13 protein-coding genes are annotated in these 15427 nt (G+C 39.1%); 2 read left to right on the forward strand and 11 right to left on the reverse strand.

The features are described from left to right. Nucleotides 1-5: 5 nt before the first annotated feature. Nucleotides 6-1262 (reverse strand): L-rhamnose isomerase, encoded by a 1257-nt coding sequence (gene rhaA, locus OS138_RS03075; protein ID WP_086319625.1) that lies wholly within the window; start codon nucleotides 1260-1262, stop codon nucleotides 6-8. Continuing rightward, entirely contained in the window at nucleotides 1259-2719 is a 1461-nt protein-coding gene (gene rhaB, locus OS138_RS03080; protein ID WP_002288250.1) for a rhamnulokinase, read from the reverse strand. Before rhaB ends, rhaA begins: the two co-directional genes overlap by 4 nt. A gap of 152 nt (nucleotides 2720-2871) precedes the next feature. On the opposite strand from rhaB, the gene OS138_RS03085 reads away from it, so the two are divergent. Further along, nucleotides 2872-3741 (forward strand): AraC family transcriptional regulator, encoded by an 870-nt coding sequence (locus OS138_RS03085; RefSeq protein WP_002298317.1) that lies wholly within the window; start codon nucleotides 2872-2874, stop codon nucleotides 3739-3741. 125 nt (nucleotides 3742-3866) lie between these two features. Here OS138_RS03085 and OS138_RS03090 read toward each other — a convergent pair whose 3' ends face one another. The 9 genes from OS138_RS03090 to tgt all read right to left on the reverse strand — a co-directional run bounded on the left by OS138_RS03090 (nucleotide 3867) and on the right by tgt (nucleotide 14458). After that, a complete protein-coding gene (locus OS138_RS03090; RefSeq protein ID WP_002288252.1) occupies nucleotides 3867-4766 on the reverse strand; it encodes an AraC family transcriptional regulator in 900 nt (299 codons plus the stop codon). Between the two features lie 165 nt (nucleotides 4767-4931). Then, entirely contained in the window at nucleotides 4932-5756 is an 825-nt protein-coding gene (locus OS138_RS03095) for a sugar phosphate isomerase/epimerase family protein (RefSeq protein WP_325069699.1), read from the reverse strand. Nucleotides 5757-5766: 10 nt separating this feature from the next. Then, complete coding sequence (locus tag OS138_RS03100) at nucleotides 5767-7062, reverse strand: TRAP transporter large permease (RefSeq protein WP_002288256.1); 1296 nt, start codon at nucleotides 7060-7062, stop codon at nucleotides 5767-5769. A 15-nt stretch (nucleotides 7063-7077) separates the two neighbouring features. Further along, nucleotides 7078-7557, reverse strand: a complete 480-nt coding sequence (locus OS138_RS03105; protein ID WP_086325096.1) for a TRAP transporter small permease — start codon at nucleotides 7555-7557, stop codon at nucleotides 7078-7080. A gap of 5 nt (nucleotides 7558-7562) precedes the next feature. Beyond that, nucleotides 7563-8591 carry a TRAP transporter substrate-binding protein gene (locus OS138_RS03110; protein ID WP_002294179.1) on the reverse strand — a complete coding sequence of 343 codons (1029 nt, stop codon included), beginning with the start codon at nucleotides 8589-8591 and terminating at the stop codon, nucleotides 7563-7565. 16 nt (nucleotides 8592-8607) lie between these two features. Next, complete coding sequence (gene bglB, locus OS138_RS03115) at nucleotides 8608-9714, reverse strand: beta-galactosidase BglB (protein ID WP_192205501.1); 1107 nt, start codon at nucleotides 9712-9714, stop codon at nucleotides 8608-8610. 228 nt (nucleotides 9715-9942) lie between these two features. Then, nucleotides 9943-12540, reverse strand: a complete 2598-nt coding sequence (adhE, locus tag OS138_RS03120) for a bifunctional acetaldehyde-CoA/alcohol dehydrogenase (RefSeq protein WP_325069700.1) — start codon at nucleotides 12538-12540, stop codon at nucleotides 9943-9945. A 304-nt stretch (nucleotides 12541-12844) separates the two neighbouring features. Beyond that, the gene (gene yajC, locus OS138_RS03125; protein WP_086324370.1) at nucleotides 12845-13216 is read right to left on the reverse strand and encodes a preprotein translocase subunit YajC; all 372 of its coding nucleotides are present in this window, start codon (nucleotides 13214-13216) and stop codon (nucleotides 12845-12847) included. A 96-nt stretch (nucleotides 13217-13312) separates the two neighbouring features. After that, nucleotides 13313-14458 carry a tRNA guanosine(34) transglycosylase Tgt gene (tgt, locus tag OS138_RS03130; RefSeq protein ID WP_002294183.1) on the reverse strand — a complete coding sequence of 382 codons (1146 nt, stop codon included), beginning with the start codon at nucleotides 14456-14458 and terminating at the stop codon, nucleotides 13313-13315. A 217-nt stretch (nucleotides 14459-14675) separates the two neighbouring features. Between tgt and OS138_RS03135 the strand changes: the two genes are divergently transcribed. Then, entirely contained in the window at nucleotides 14676-15374 is a 699-nt protein-coding gene (locus OS138_RS03135) for a DUF975 family protein (protein WP_002294185.1), read from the forward strand. The last annotated feature ends 53 nt before the right edge of the window (nucleotides 15375-15427 follow it).

A 15427-nucleotide genomic window follows, 5' to 3' on the forward strand; every position in this document is an offset into this window, starting at 1 on the left:
CACTCCTATTTTCTTAATTCCAACACGTCTTTTTGATATTCCTGGACTTCTTCCAGCCAATCCAAACCAACTGGAACTTGATTTTTGTAACAGAAATAATTCCATACATCGGCATACGGGAAATCTTTCAATTCTTCCGTATAAGCCATTCTTGAAGTAAAGTCAAAAGCCAGCTCCATTTCTTTCAATCGCTCAACTGGTTCCAGCATAGCTTTCAGCAGTGCTTTTTGTGTATTTCTCGTACCGATGACCCAAGCAGCGATACGGTTGATCGTTGCATCAAAGAAATCCAGACCGATATTTGTTTTTTCCAACAATTCGTTACGGACTAATTCTTTAGCGATTTCCTGCAATTCATCATCCATCAAAACCACATGGTCTGAATCCCAACGCACTGGACGGGAAACATGCAACATGATTCCTTTGCTGAATAAAGCTAATGAAGATAATTTATTGGAAATCACTTCTGTTGGATGAAAATGTCCAGCATCTAGACAAACAAGTTTGTCACGAGTCAACCCGTAACCCATATAAAATTCATGGGAACCGACTGTATAAGCTTCAGCGCCTAAACCAAATAGTTTGCTTTCTACTGCATCTTGTACATACCGTTCATCTAACTCTTCTGTAAAAATTTCATCGAGTGATTCCATTAAACGTTTCCGTGGGGTAAAACGATCAATCGGATTATCTTTCATCCCATCAGGTACCCAAAAGTTATTGATACTTGTTTGTCCAGTTTCTTTCCCAAAGTACTCCGCGATTTTGCGGCTTCTTTTCCCGTGTTCGATCCAGTATTCACGAATTTCTTTATCTGGATGAGCCAATGTAAAGCCGTCTTTCATCATTGGATGCGAAAAGAAAGTCGGATTGAAATCAAGACCGATTTCTTCTTTTTTTGCCCACTCTACCCATTTTTCAAAATGTTTCGGCTCAATTTCATTTAGATCGACAGATTCTTCTGTATCCAAATAGATAGCATGAAGATTCAATTTGTGTTTGCCCGGTATCAACGAATAAGCTTTCTCCAGATCTTGTCTAAGCTCTTCAGGTGTTCGTGCGGCTCCTGGAAAATTCCCTGTCGCCATGATTCCACCGGTCAATTCGCCATCCGGTGTCAAGAAACCTTTGACATCGTCTCCTTGCCAGCAATGCATAGAAATTTTGATGTCCTGTATCTTTTCTAGTACAGCATCTGTATCTACACCGATAGTTGCATATTTTTCTTTTGCTTGTTCGTAATTTTTTTCAATCGTGTTCATACGATTACTCCTTTGATTTTATTCACGTACCATTCCATCGTGTTTTGCTTATTTTCATCTGGGTAAAAAGTTTCACATGGAAACGACTGTTTGATTACATTTCTTGCTTGTTCTATATTCGAAAACTGACCTGTACTGAGCATTTGCATGGCAACATTCCCGATTGCTGTGGCTTCACTAGGACCTGCTTCTACAATGATTCCGGCATAATCTGCTGTCAATTGATTCAGTAGACGATTATTCGATCCGCCCCCTACGATGTGCAGCTTTTCCAATTTCGTTCCAGTTAAGTGTTCTACTTTGATCAGCTCTTGTGCGTAACAAAGAGCAAGATTATCATACACACAACGAGCGATAGCTCCCGATGAGACAGGGACTGGCTGCTCTGTTTCAAAACAGTATTGCTGAATCTCTTCTATCATATTTGGGGGATTCAAAAATCGAGGGTCATTGATTTCCATCACTTGCTGCAGCGGTTTTTCTTTTGCAGCAAGCTCTGCCAATTCCGCATAACTGTACTCGTACTCTTGCATTCGGGCAACTTCCTGGATCAACCACATCCCCATGATGTTTTTCAAAAAACGCACCGTGTTATGGGCACCCCATTCATTCGTATAATTTTCAGAAAAAGCATTGCGAGAAACATTGGCGATCTTTGTTTCAATCCCTAAAAGCGACCATGTCCCACTGCTGATATAACCCCAACGTTCTCCTTGGCCTGGCGTTCCTAATACAGCTGACGCCGTATCATGACTTGCTACTGTGATAAAGGTCACATCTGGCAAATCATATTTTGAAAATTGTTCTTTTTGCAGATCTCCTAGTATCGTTCCCGGCTCTGTCAATGGTGGAAATAATTCCTTCGAGACACCGATTTTTTCAAGAAGTTCTATTTCCCATTCTTTTGTCCCTGCATTCAGCAGCTGCATAGTAGATGCATTAGTTTTCTCCGTCACCATGTTACCAGTAAAGACATACCCTAAATAATCAGGTATCAGTAACAATTTATGTGCTTTTGCCAAATTTTCTTTTTCTTCAGCAAACAATTGGAACAAGGTATTGAAAGGCTGGATCTGAATCCCTGTCTGCTCATACAACTTATCTAGAGAATAGATTTCAGAAAACTGTTCTACTGCTCCATTGGTACGCTTGTCCCGATAAGCAATCGGATCATTTATCCGATCCCCTTGTTCGTCAATCAGACAGTAATCGACTGCCCATGTATCGATCCCCGCAAAAAGGCGATCAATCCCTGTCTGCTTTAATTTTTCAAATCCAATCAAAATCTCTTTGATAAGATAATCGATCTTCCAGCGATCGTGACCGTCTTTGTTCCGAAAGCCGTTTTTGAACCGGTGCACTTCTTCCAAGATCAAAGAACCTTTTGCATCCCTCGTACTTTTCATTAGTCGTCCGCTTGATGCACCGATATCGATGGCAACAAATGTTGGATTCATTTCTCCACCTCTTTTACTTTATTGTTGATTATCACTTTATTAATAAAGCGTTATCATTTATTAACAATGCTATCATAATACAGAATCTTATATTTTGCTTCACACTATTTTGGTATATAATTGCATTATCTTGACAAGTTGGGAGTGTTTACATGGATTACTGGGAAAAAGCCAACCACTCATGGTCGGAAGACTCAAAAAGAGTGATCTTGACGCCTACACAAAGAAGCAGGAATTTATTTTTTTATATCCAAGAAATCGGTTACTTCAAAGCACCAATCCCTTACTATACTGAACGAGCACATTTACCTTCTTACTTGATAAAGTTTACTTTGTCTGGCGAAGGTTCGCTTACATATAATGATAATCAGCAACAGCTAAAAGCTGGAGACTTATTTTTTATTGACTGCCAAGAATATCAGCGTTATCAAACGATCAGCGAAGAACCATGGGAAATGGATTGGATCCATTTGAATGGTCAGAACGTCCAATCATTTTATCAGGAGTTCACAAAAGACGGCCATAACACCTTCCATTCAACAGGGGATCCATCAGAAAACAAGATCCACCATTTGATCACAGAATTGATCCACATGCAACAAGGCACGAATGCCCGTACCGATTTCCAGTCCTCTGTAGCTATCCACGAGTTGCTGAATGAACTGATTTTGCAAAAGTATCAGCTAGATTTCGAAGAAGAGGATATTCCCGCCTACGTTTACAAACTGAAGCAATACTTAGACGAACATTTCAAAGAAACGATTACACTTGATCAATTAGAACAACAATTCTTATTGAATAAATATCAGCTGAGCAAAGATTTTTCCAAATTTATCGGTTCTCCACCAATCGATTATTTGATCAGCAAAAAACTCTCTTACGCTAAAGACCTTCTTCGGTATACAGAATTTACGGTTCGAATGATTTCCGAAGAAATAGGGATTGAGAATTTTGCTTACTTTAGCCGCCTGTTCAAAGCAAAAACAGGACTATCGCCGAGAGACTTTCGTAAATTCAGCTGATTCATATAATATGTACGTTATTTTTTCAAAATATTTTGAAATATATAGATAAAAATAAAATAACCGCAGTTTCTGCTTCTATGTAAACAACAGCAGCTACTGCGGTTATTTTTTAGTGATCATTCTCATTGTTCATCTTCAAAATGTTCATAATGAACCAACTGTTTCTGTGTATCACGTTTCAAAAATTCTTTAGGCGTTATGCCGAACTCTCTCTTGAATGCTTTCAGAAAATGCGGATAAGAAGAAAAACCACTTTTACTATATACAGCACTAGAGCTGCGGTACTCTCGCAACAAGTGCTTGGCATAGATCAGCTTTTTCTTCATTACATACTGATGAAACGTAAATCCAGTGTACTTTTTGAATTCTCGTGTGATATGGTATTTGCTGACAAAAAATTGCTTTTCCATTTCCTCTAAAGAAAGCGGATGAGATAAATTTTTTGAGATATATTGTAACATTTGTTCCACACGCTCATTAGGAACTACAGCATTCTGTTCTTGCGCACTCTCTTCTTTTTGTACAACTTGATTAAGAAAAATCAAGTATTCTACCAGAGCTTGTTCATATTTTATGTCTTCACCGTAAATTTTTTTATCAGGAGGATGGTCGATAAATGATAATTTTTGCTTCAATACTTCCTGTTCTATTTGCAATACACGACTCCTCTTTTCTCCCATTGGTTGAAAACAAGCCGATAGATTAGACCATGGCGTGGAACGACTTTCCAGAAAAGAAGGGGTGACAAAGATATAGACACGCTCGAATACATCTGAAGATTGGCGGACGATACGATGCAAATCATTGGAATGGATGAGCAGCACACTTCCTGCTTTGATCGTAAATTGTCGTCCGTTCAAATAAAAAGTCGCTTCTCCCTTTAATGTAGCATGGATCTCATAGAAATCATGATGATGATAGATCGTTTTATTTTGGCTGACGACATCTTTGACATGATAGATTTCATACTGATCAGAAACCATCGTGTTGACTTGTTCACCGCTGATTTTCTTTTGGAGCATGTGCCGCACCTCCTTTTGTTCACTTATGCACAATTTTATTATACCACGTTTTTTGTAATCAAAAAGAGCTGCTCTTATATACTCTTATAAAAAAAGAAGAGACGTGGCATCTTCTAGCCCCGCCCCCTCCATTCTAAATATTAGTTAACCAACGTCTTCTTTACATTATTCAAGAAGACTTCTTCCATAACGAATCCCATCATCTTTTGTTTCTTCAAGAACCACATACAGGTACGGACGATTCTTCATGATGATTTCTTTGATTTTTGTGTACTCGATCACACCGTCTCCCAAATTTACCGGCACGATTTTTTCCTGTTCGACACGAAAATCTTTCAAATGAACCGCACATATCTTTTCACCAAAACGTTCAAAAGATTCTTCTACCAATTGGACTTGTTCTTGATAATCACTACTTGTGATCAAATTGGTCGGATCTAAAATGATTCCTAGATAGTCCGAATCTACTGCTTGGATCAGCTGCTCTACCCTTGCTAAAGAATACACCGGATGATTCAAACCTGGTTCTATCCCCACCATCATTTGGTATTTTTCTCCAGCTTTTACCAAGCGACGGATAACGGACACTGCTTCAGCAAATGCTTCATCTGTGAAATTTTCTTCCGTATATTGGATTTCCGGCAAAACACATCCAGTTTCCGAAGCAACCATCGACGCACCAAAGGAAGAAGCATAGCGAAGATACTGCTCGAACTTTGTCAGCAACTCTTCTCGTATCGTTAAATCTGGATGAATCATATTGATATAGCAACTTAAAATTCCTACGGTCACTTCTTGCTTTTCTAAAACTCGTTTGACATAATTTCCCATCCCAGAATTGATCTCATTTGTGCCAGAAGGTATTTCAGGAAACGAAAGACCTAAGGCGAGCTGCAGTGTATGAATCCCTTGTTCTTTTGTTTTTTCTGCAAGATCTTCTATCGTTTGGACTTCGGAAAGATCATGTCCTCTAATTGTAATGTTCAACATAACTATTCTCCTAACTCAGCATATTGGGTAGCCACATGACGATTTGCGGGAAGTAAGTAATCAAAAACAAGACGACTAAGATAACCCCATAAAAAGGAAGAAGCGGTTTCAGCATTGCCTCTGCTTTTACGCCTCCTACACTTGCACCGACATATAGTCCTGTACCTACTGGCGGCGTGATGGAGCCTACACACAGATTCATGATTGAAAACAACCCGTAATGTACAGGATCAACCCCTACACTTGTGACGATTGGTAAAAATATTGGTGTAAAAATCAAGATAGCAGGCGCCACATCCATAAACATACCCACCAGTAATAACACAAGATTGACTAATAACAGAATAATAAATTTATTATCCGTTACGCCCATAATCAACGAACTAATTGCCTGAGGAATACCGGTAAACGCCATGGCGAAAGACATCATGGAAGAAGTAGCCAATAAGAACATGATCGTCCCTGACATTGCTACTGATTGAAACAACATATTAGGTATATCTTTTAGTTTTACCGTTTTATAGTAAAACATAGCAATCAACAGGGAGTAAATGACAGCTATCGCTGAAGCTTCTACTGCTGTAAATATCCCCGTCAAGATACCACCGATAATGATGACAATCAATAGAAGGCTAGGAATCGCCTCTTTTATTATTTTTCCAGCATGAGCCATCTGTCCTTTTTCGACAACAGGGTATTTATTCTTTTTAGCAACGATGAATGCTACTAGCATGATTCCTAGCGCCCACAAAGCCCCTACGAGATAACCTCCCATAAACAAAGCAGAGATCGAAGCACCACCAGCAACAAGTGAATACATGATAAAAGCAGTACTTGGAGGAATGACCATACCTGTCGGAGCTGACGCGATATTGACCGCTGTCGCAAACTTCCGGTCATATCCTTCTTCCACTTGCTGAGGGATCAACACTCCACCAATCGCGGTAGAAGCGGCAATGGCCGAGCTAGAGATGGAACCAAATAAAGCATTCCCTAACACATTCGTATGAGCCAAAGCCCCCGGCACGCGCCCGACGAACAACATCGCAAAATCCACTAGTTTCTTAGCTATCCCTCCATTATTCATGATAATGCCCGAGAGAACGAAAAACGGAATAGCGATCAGCGAAAAACTATTGATACTTCCCACCATTTTTTGAGCTGAACTAAAAGCAGAAACATCAAACGGTATAACTAACAATAAAGTCATCATTGATGAGAATGCAATACTTATAGCAATCGGCATCCCTAATACAAGCAACACAACAAATACAAAAAATAACACTAATCCGGCTTCTATTGCCATTTTATTCCTCCATTTTTATATTTTTTCTTGAATTGCTGGCTTGTTGCTTAATGTATCGATTAGATTGATCAGGCTATAGATAATGATGAGTACCCCCGATACAGGTACTGACAGATAAACATATCCCATAGGAATACTTAAAGAAGGCGAGATCTGCCCCATTGTCAATGTGACAGCATTCCATCCGCCATACACCATGATCATCGCAGCAAATACCAGAAATAAACTTTGAACAACAACTTCTAAAATTTTACTTTTTTTGCCAGTTAATTTTTCACTTAAAACCGTTACAGCTAAATGTGCTTTTTGTCCCACAACATACGCGGAAGACAACATAGCAAACCAGACAAGACCGAATCGAACAAGCTCTTCCGTGACCGTATTTGGATTTCCTAAAATCGTTCTGGAAAATACTTGCCATAAAACAACAGCGACCATCCCAACAAGCAAAACAGCTCCCAGGATCTCTAATACCTTGTTTAAAATCATTTTCATCACAGCTACGCTCCTTGCTCTTGGATCTTTTGATAAAGGTCTTTGTAGGTAGGATCGTTTTTGAATATATCATGAAGTGGTGCAACTGCCTCTCGAAACGGTGTATTATCTACATCATTGAATTGGACTCCATGTTCTTCTTGTGCTAAAGCTTTTTCTTCTTCAATTGCTTTTGCAAAAGCTTCAATTTCAAAAACCGTTGATTCTTTTGCTGCTTCTTCAATGGCTTTTTCCTGCTCATCAGTTAGCTGTTCTTTGATGGCATCATTCATGATGATGATATCTGGCACACGTGTATGCTCATCATAGGAATAGTATTTAGCCACACCACCATGTCCAGCTGTATACAAGACAAATTCATTGTTTTCTGATCCGTTGATCAAATTGGATTGAAGAGACGTGTACACTTCATCACTTCCCATAGGTACGGGCGAACCGCCTAAAAGCTCTACCATTTTGATAGCGGTTTCGCTTTGCATCACACGGATCTTCTTTCCCTTCAAATCTTCCGGCGTATGGATCGGACCGTCTACCATATAAAAGCTGCGCTGACCAGAATCATAATAGGTCAATCCGGTAAATCCTAAATTTTTGGTCGATTGGTAGATTGGTTCCATTATTTCTTCATTATCCATCACCTTAAAGAAATGTTCTTCATCATTGAATAGATAAGGAACTGAAAAAATCGAATAATCTTTAGAGAAACTTTCCAACGCTGAGGCACTTACTTTTGTGAAATCTACTGCTCCTGACTGTGTCAATTCGATCAGTTCACGTTCTCCACCCAGTTGTCCATCTGGGAAATACTGGATCTGTACGGAACCATCTGTTTTTTCTTTTACTAAACGCCCAAATTCATTCATTGCATCAATTACTGGCTGGCTGTTGCTTGCATAAGCAAAGCGCAAGGTAACTATCTCATTTACGTCTGCATCTGCGACAGTTGCCACACTAGAATTATTTCCGCAGCCGCTTAGACCTAGCAGACCTAGGCTAAGCGAACTTGCTGCAAACAGCAGTGATGTTTTTTTCATATGGGTTTCCTTTCTTTTAACAATAAGAGACGAGCAATTCTGTCAAACAAAGCACCGTTAACGACTGTCCATAAGGCATTGCTGTGATTCCGATATTCCGATAAAAATCTAAACTGTCCCCCATTCCTGTCCCGATTGAAACGTTTTGAACTTCTCCTTTTTCATCGATTTGTTCAAGCAATCCTTGGATAGCACGATAAGCGACTTCTTTATATTCTTGTGGTAAATAACGTTTATGGACCGCTTTCAAAATACCATAAGCAAATCCTGCAGTTGCAGAAGATTCTACGTAAGAAGAAGGATCATCCAACAACGTATGCCATAAACCGCTTTCAGACTGATAAGTTTTTAATGCACGCACTTGTGCTTCAAGTGTTTCGATCAATAATTTGCGCAATGCATCTTCTTTCGATAATTCTAAGATTTCAATGATCTCTGGAATAGCAATCGTCAACCAGCAGTTTCCACGAGCCCAAAATGCTTCGGCATAGTTATGATTTCCTTCAAACGTCCAGCCGTGATACCACAATCCTGTTCGTTTATCCATCAAGTATTTGATATGGATCATAAACTGGTAGCGAGCTTCTTCTAAATATTCTGGGCGATTCAACAGTTTCCCGATTTTTGCCAAAGGAAGCACTGTCATCATCAATGTATCGTCCCACAACTGATTCTTATTTTCCGGTCCATATGTGGCATGCTGTAACCCGTCTTCATTTGTCCGAGGCATGTCATTCATGACCCATTCTGCCCATTGTTCTAAATAAGGCAAATAGCGTGAATCTTTCGTATCTTCATACAAGTAAGCCATAGTCAATAGCGGTGCCATTGTATTAACGTTTTTGGGCGGAGCGCCTTCTTCCATACGATCCTCAAACCATTCATTGACCACTTGATAAGCGCGAGAATTTTTTGTCATCTGGTAATTTTTATAAATACCATATAGACCGACACCTTGTGGCCAATTCCACACTGTCCAGCTCTTGTCATCTACTTTCAGTCCATCAAAGTCCAACAAAAATTCACCATTATCGTCTTTGATCGTTGTCAAGTTTTCAACGAGCAGGTCAATTTTTTCTTTCACTAATTCTTTAGGTACAAAAATCTCTTCTTTAATAATCATCTTTACGCCACCTTTTTAAACGCTTTCATTTTATATCCTTAATATAGCAGTAATACCGTCCACTATAAATATCGCTTTTTGAACAAAAACTGTCTAAAATTGACCTAAATGTTAAATAACAAAAGTAACTTTCAGTTACTTGAAAATTAAAAAAAGAACTTGGAGAAACAACGTTTTCCAAGTTCTTTTTCATCTATTTTCTTATCTTTTTTCTACGCTTTCTTTTGCTTATCCGTTGTAAGCATCAATGATGATCTGTTTCAATTCAGAGATCAATGGTTCTTTCGGATTAGCTGTCGTACATTGGTCTTCGTAAGCTAATTCAGCCATACGGTCTACGGTTGTATCTAGTGTTTCTTGTGTGACTCCTTGAGCTTTTAGACTCATGTTGATGCCGACAGATTTTCCTAATTCATAAACAGCCGTTGCTAAAGCTTCGACTAATTCCTCTGTTGTTTCGCCTTTCAGACCTAAGAATTTTGCAATATCTGCGTAATCTGTATCTGCACGGAAATAGTCATATTTAGGGAACATCGCATGTTTTTGTGGATCTTTTGCATTATAGCGGATAATATGCGGTAAAAGAATCGCATTTGTCCGTCCATGAGGGATCCCGTATTCCCCGCCGATTTTATGTGCGACTGAGTGACAAATACCTAGGAATGCGTTAGCAAACGCCATACCAGCCATTGTAGAAGCGTTGTGCATTTTTTCACGTGATTCCATATCAGGTGTTTTTACTGATTTTTCTAAATAGTCAAAGACTAACTTGATTGCTTGTAGGCTCAATCCACGTGTATAATCTGAAGCCATGACTGAAACATAGGATTCGATTGCATGTGTTAACACATCCATCCCGGTATCTGCTGTGACTGATGCTGGAACTGACATGACGAATTGAGGATCGACGATTGCGACATCTGGCGTCAATGCATAATCTGCTAACGGATATTTCACATGTGTTTCACTGTCAGTGATGACCGCAAATGGCGTTACTTCAGAACCAGTCCCTGATGTTGTCGGGATACATACGAATTGTGTTTTTTCTGGTTTGTCGATCTTATATGTCCGTTTACGGATATCCAAGAATTTTTGTTTTGCACCAAAGAAAGATGTGTCTGGGTGTTCATAGAACATCCACATTCCCTTAGCTGCGTCCATTGCAGAACCGCCTCCAAGAGCGATTACTGTATCTGGCTTGAAGTCTGCCATCAGTTTCGTTCCTGCGTATACGGTATTTGTCGATGGGTTCGGTTCAACATCTGAGAAGACTTCGATCTTCACATCATTTTTACGTCGTGCCAATACTTCACGAACTGTATCGCAGTAACCGAATTGGACCATACCAGGGTCACAAACGATCATGACACGTTCAACGTTTTCCATTTTCTCTAAGTATAATAGAGAGTTCTTTTCAAAGAAGATTTTTGGCGGTAATTTGAACCATTGCATGTTATTTCTCCGTTTCGCTACAGTTTTGACATTGATTAAGTTTACAGCAGAGACGTTACGAGAAACAGAGTTCTTACCATAAGAACCGCATCCCAAAGTCAATGACGGAATCATTTCGTTATAGATATCACCGATGCCGCCTTCTGCAGATGGTGTATTCACTAAAATACGACAAGCTTTCATTCGAAGACCGAATTTGACATGCAACTCTTCGTTTTCTGAATGGATAACTGCTGTATGTCCTAATCCTCCAAGATTCAACATACCTTCACACAAATCAAACGCATGGTCCGTGTTGTTAGCTTTGATCATGGCAAGAACTGGAGAAAGTTTTTCTCTTGATAGCGGATAATATGGGCCTACGCCTTCCAATTCAGCAATCAGCATTTTCGTTCCTTTTGGTACACTGATTCCTGCCAATTTTGCGATTTCCATCGCAGAATGTCCAACGATTGATGGATTGACCGCATATTTTCCTTCGTTCATCACTGCATCTTCTAATTTTTGCAATTCATCTGGTTTTACGATATAAACTTGGTGTGCTTGGAATTCTGCTTTTACTGCTGCATAGATTTCTTTATCCACGATCACAGCTTGTTCAGAAGCACAGATCATTCCATTATCAAATGTTTTCGAAACGATCAAATCGTTCACTGCACGTTTAATTTTTGCTGTTTTTTCAATATAAGCTGGTACGTTACCTGGACCTACACCTAAAGCTGGTTTTCCTGTAGAGTAAGCAGACTTGACCATTCCAGCTCCACCTGTCGCTAAGACGATCGCGATACCTGGATGGTTCATTAGCATAGAAGTCGCTTCGATCGAAGGATGTTCGATCCATTGGATACAATTTTCAGGAGCTCCGGCAGCGATAGCAGCATCACGTACTACTCGTGCTGCTTCTGCAGAAGATTTTTGGGCACTTGGATGGAAAGCAAAAACGATCGGATTTCTTGTTTTCAACGCGATCATTGATTTGAAAATCGTTGTGGAAGTCGGATTCGTTGTTGGAGTTACTCCGCAAACCACACCGACTGGTTCAGCAATTTCAATCAGCCCTTTTTGGACATCTTCATTGATCACACCAACTGTTTTATCATGTTTGATATTATGCCAAATATATTCGGACGCATACATATTTTTGATTGCTTTATCTTCGTAAACACCGCGGCCTGTTTCTTCCACAGCCATCTTCGCTAATGGCATATGTTGATCTAAAGCTGCCATTGCCATTTCATGCACGATATGGTCCACTTTTTCTTGATCAAAGCTTTCCATTTCTTTCAATGCTGCATTTGCTTTTTCTGCCAAATCATCAATCATTGCTTGTACGTCAATTGTCTTCGTTTTTTCTTTTTCCATTACTTTAGCCATCATTATCCTCCTAATGGGTCATGGTTATTTGTTAAATCATTCACATGTATATCATACAATATTTGTTTTTCTATGTAAACACTTTTTTGTGATTTTTTTCACAGTTATTTTTAAATATAAAATTGCTTTATTTACAGGTGTTTGTATAGAAAAATATATAAAGTTATTTATTATTATTTATATGACACACCCGATTATTCAATATTGAGCAATATATCCTATACTCTTATCTCTTTCTTTTTTGAATAAAAAATGAGGTAGGACATCTTTCTGCCCTACCTCGTCTTTAAATAAGCTTTGATACTTATTTTTCTTTCTTCTCTTCCAGCGTTTCTGTTGTTTCAGTTTTTACTTCAACTGTCTCAGCTGGTTCTTCTGTTGTTTCAACAGTAGTCGTTGCATCATTTGTTACGACAGTCCCTGGTTTGACCGTTTTGATTGCTGCACGATCGTACTCAAGGAAGATCCCTTCGCAGTCTAAAACGACTGTCCGTTTATCATTGTCGATTTCTGAAACAACTCCGTGTAATCCGCCGATCGTTACGACTGAATCACCTGGTTTCATGCTATCTAACAAGTTTTGACGTTCTTGCTGTTGTTTCTTTTGCGAACGTGACATAAAAAACCACATTGCTAATAGCGCGATAAACATCACAAGCATTGGTAATGATCCCATTTTTTTCACCTCACTAATTCTGTATCTACAAAAAACACTTTAGCAGAAAAATGCTGTTAACACTAGTTTTTTACTTAATTTTTAAAAGATTTTCCTTTAGAAACTTTTTGCGTTTTCTTTATTGAACCCGTATTCTTCAAAAAAGGCTTCTCTAAATTCAAGCAAATTATCATCCATGATTGCTTGACGTACTTGTTTCATTAGATTCAACAAGAAGTATAAATTATGGTAAGAAGTCAAACGAATGCCAAATGTTTCATCACATTTGATCAAATGGCGGATATATGCACGTGTATAGTTTTTACATGTGTAACAATCACATTTCTCATCAATTGGACGGAAATCATGGGCATATTTCGCATTTTTCACTACTAGACGGCCTTGAGAAGTCATACATGTGCCATTTCGAGCGATTCGAGTAGGCAAGACACAGTCAAACATGTCTACTCCACGGATAACACCATCGATCAATGAATCAGCAGCGCCGACACCCATCAAGTAACGTGGTTTGTTTTCGGGTATCAACGGTGTAGTGAATTCTAATACACGGTTCATTTCTGATTTAGGTTCCCCGACAGATAACCCGCCGATTGAGTAACCAGGGAAATCCATCCCGACTAGATCTTTCGCACTTTGACGACGAAGATCTTCAAATCCTGCTCCTTGGATGATTCCAAACAATCCTTGACGATCTGGATTAGCATGAGCTTTCAATCCTCGTTCTGCCCATCGAGACGTACGTTCTACCGATTTTTTCACGTAGTCGTAACTTTCATCGAATGGTGGACATTCGTCAAAACTCATCATGATATCAGAGCCCAATTTATTTTGGATGTTGATTGCTTTTTCTGGTGATAAAAACATCCGCGAACCGTTCAAGTGATTTTTGAAATGCACGCCTTCTTCTTCGATATTCCGCATATCACTTAATGAAAAAACTTGAAAGCCGCCTGAATCTGTTAAAATCGGTTGATCCCAGTTCATAAATTTATGCAGTCCGCCAGCTTCTTCTACTAAGTCTTCACCAGGGCGCAGCCATAAATGATATGTATTACTTAAAATAACGCCAGCACCCATTTCTTTCAACTCTTCTGGGGACATTGTTTTTACTGTTGCTAATGTTCCTACTGGCATGAACATTGGTGTGGGGAAAGTTCCGTGTGGCGTGATCAATTCCCCTAAACGCGCGCCAGTATGTTTTTCTTTCTTGATTAAACGATAGCGAATGGCAGGTTGCGTCATTCATTTCCCTACTTTCTATATAAAATATCTTGACAACTCCCACCATCATAATCGTTTCAAGTGCTTTTTGCAAGTTCCCTCGGCTTCCTTCTATTTTATTTAATATTCTTTTTTTTATCCTTTTTTTATGAATAACAAAAAAAAGAAAAACATTATGACAGAAATATTTTTTTATACATGGTATATTGGTGTTATTAAAGAAAAGGAGGGAAAAATTATGCAATCTTCTGCAGAACTAAAACGCCAAGCAAAAGAGAGTTTAAAAGGACGTTGGGGGCAAGCTGTTTTACTAAATCTAATCCCTACATTGATTGGTATTGCTGCTATTCTTCTTATTATGATTCCTATTATCTTGTTTGCCACCACCATATATGATGGATCAGCGAGCGTCTCAGATGCGACAACTTCAGGAGGCGGTAGTTCAGGAGGCGGTGGCGGAATTATTTCCAGCATCATTAGCGCTTTGTTCATGAGCGGTATTTCTTGGACTTATCTTGATATTTTACGTGGACAAAAAGATCAGATCGAACCATTCAAAGATGCATTTCGTGGATTCAAAGGTTTGTTTATCGGCGGAGTGATCGGCTTAGCTGTGCTGATCTCGATCTTTACAACATTATGGGGTTTGCTATTAGTTATTCCTGGAATCATTAAAAGCTATTCTTATTCTCAAAGCTATTTTATCTACTACGATATCGTCCAAGAAACAGGACAAACACCTAAAGTACTGGATACAATCACTGCAAGTCGAAAATTGATGGATGGTTATAAAGGACAACTTTTCTGGTTAGATCTTTCATTTATCGGCTGGCATATCTTAGCATTAGCAACTGCTGGTATTGGTTATCTATGGCTCAGCCCATACATTTCCGCAACAAAAGCAGCATTTTATGAACAATTGCCAAAAGATATTTAAAAGAGAGTGTGACTTGTGACCGAGGGGTTGGCAGGAGAACACCGTTTATCGAG

Origin of the sequence: Enterococcus sp. E5-37, assembly GCF_035726925.1 — a bacterium.
GTDB classification, from domain to species: domain Bacteria; phylum Bacillota; class Bacilli; order Lactobacillales; family Enterococcaceae; genus Enterococcus_B; species Enterococcus_B faecium.

Excerpts from the sequence above, each read along its gene's own strand:
- rhaA (WP_086319625.1), bottom strand. The coding sequence starts at position 1,262 with ATGAACACGATTGAAAAAAATTACGAACAAGCAAAAGAAAAATATGCA.
- rhaB (WP_002288250.1), bottom strand. The coding sequence starts at position 2,719 with ATGAATCCAACATTTGTTGCCATCGATATCGGTGCATCAAGCGGACGA.
- OS138_RS03085 (WP_002298317.1), top strand. The coding sequence starts at position 2,872 with ATGGATTACTGGGAAAAAGCCAACCACTCATGGTCGGAAGACTCAAAA.
- OS138_RS03090 (WP_002288252.1), bottom strand. The coding sequence starts at position 4,766 with ATGCTCCAAAAGAAAATCAGCGGTGAACAAGTCAACACGATGGTTTCT.
- OS138_RS03095 (WP_325069699.1), bottom strand. The coding sequence starts at position 5,756 with ATGTTGAACATTACAATTAGAGGACATGATCTTTCCGAAGTCCAAACG.
- OS138_RS03100 (WP_002288256.1), bottom strand. The coding sequence starts at position 7,062 with ATGGCAATAGAAGCCGGATTAGTGTTATTTTTTGTATTTGTTGTGTTG.
- OS138_RS03105 (WP_086325096.1), bottom strand. The coding sequence starts at position 7,557 with ATGAAAATGATTTTAAACAAGGTATTAGAGATCCTGGGAGCTGTTTTG.
- OS138_RS03110 (WP_002294179.1), bottom strand. The coding sequence starts at position 8,591 with ATGAAAAAAACATCACTGCTGTTTGCAGCAAGTTCGCTTAGCCTAGGT.
- bglB (WP_192205501.1), bottom strand. The coding sequence starts at position 9,714 with ATGATTATTAAAGAAGAGATTTTTGTACCTAAAGAATTAGTGAAAGAA.
- adhE (WP_325069700.1), bottom strand. The coding sequence starts at position 12,540 with ATGGCTAAAGTAATGGAAAAAGAAAAAACGAAGACAATTGACGTACAA.
- yajC (WP_086324370.1), bottom strand. The coding sequence starts at position 13,216 with ATGGGATCATTACCAATGCTTGTGATGTTTATCGCGCTATTAGCAATG.
- tgt (WP_002294183.1), bottom strand. The coding sequence starts at position 14,458 with ATGACGCAACCTGCCATTCGCTATCGTTTAATCAAGAAAGAAAAACAT.
- OS138_RS03135 (WP_002294185.1), top strand. The coding sequence starts at position 14,676 with ATGCAATCTTCTGCAGAACTAAAACGCCAAGCAAAAGAGAGTTTAAAA.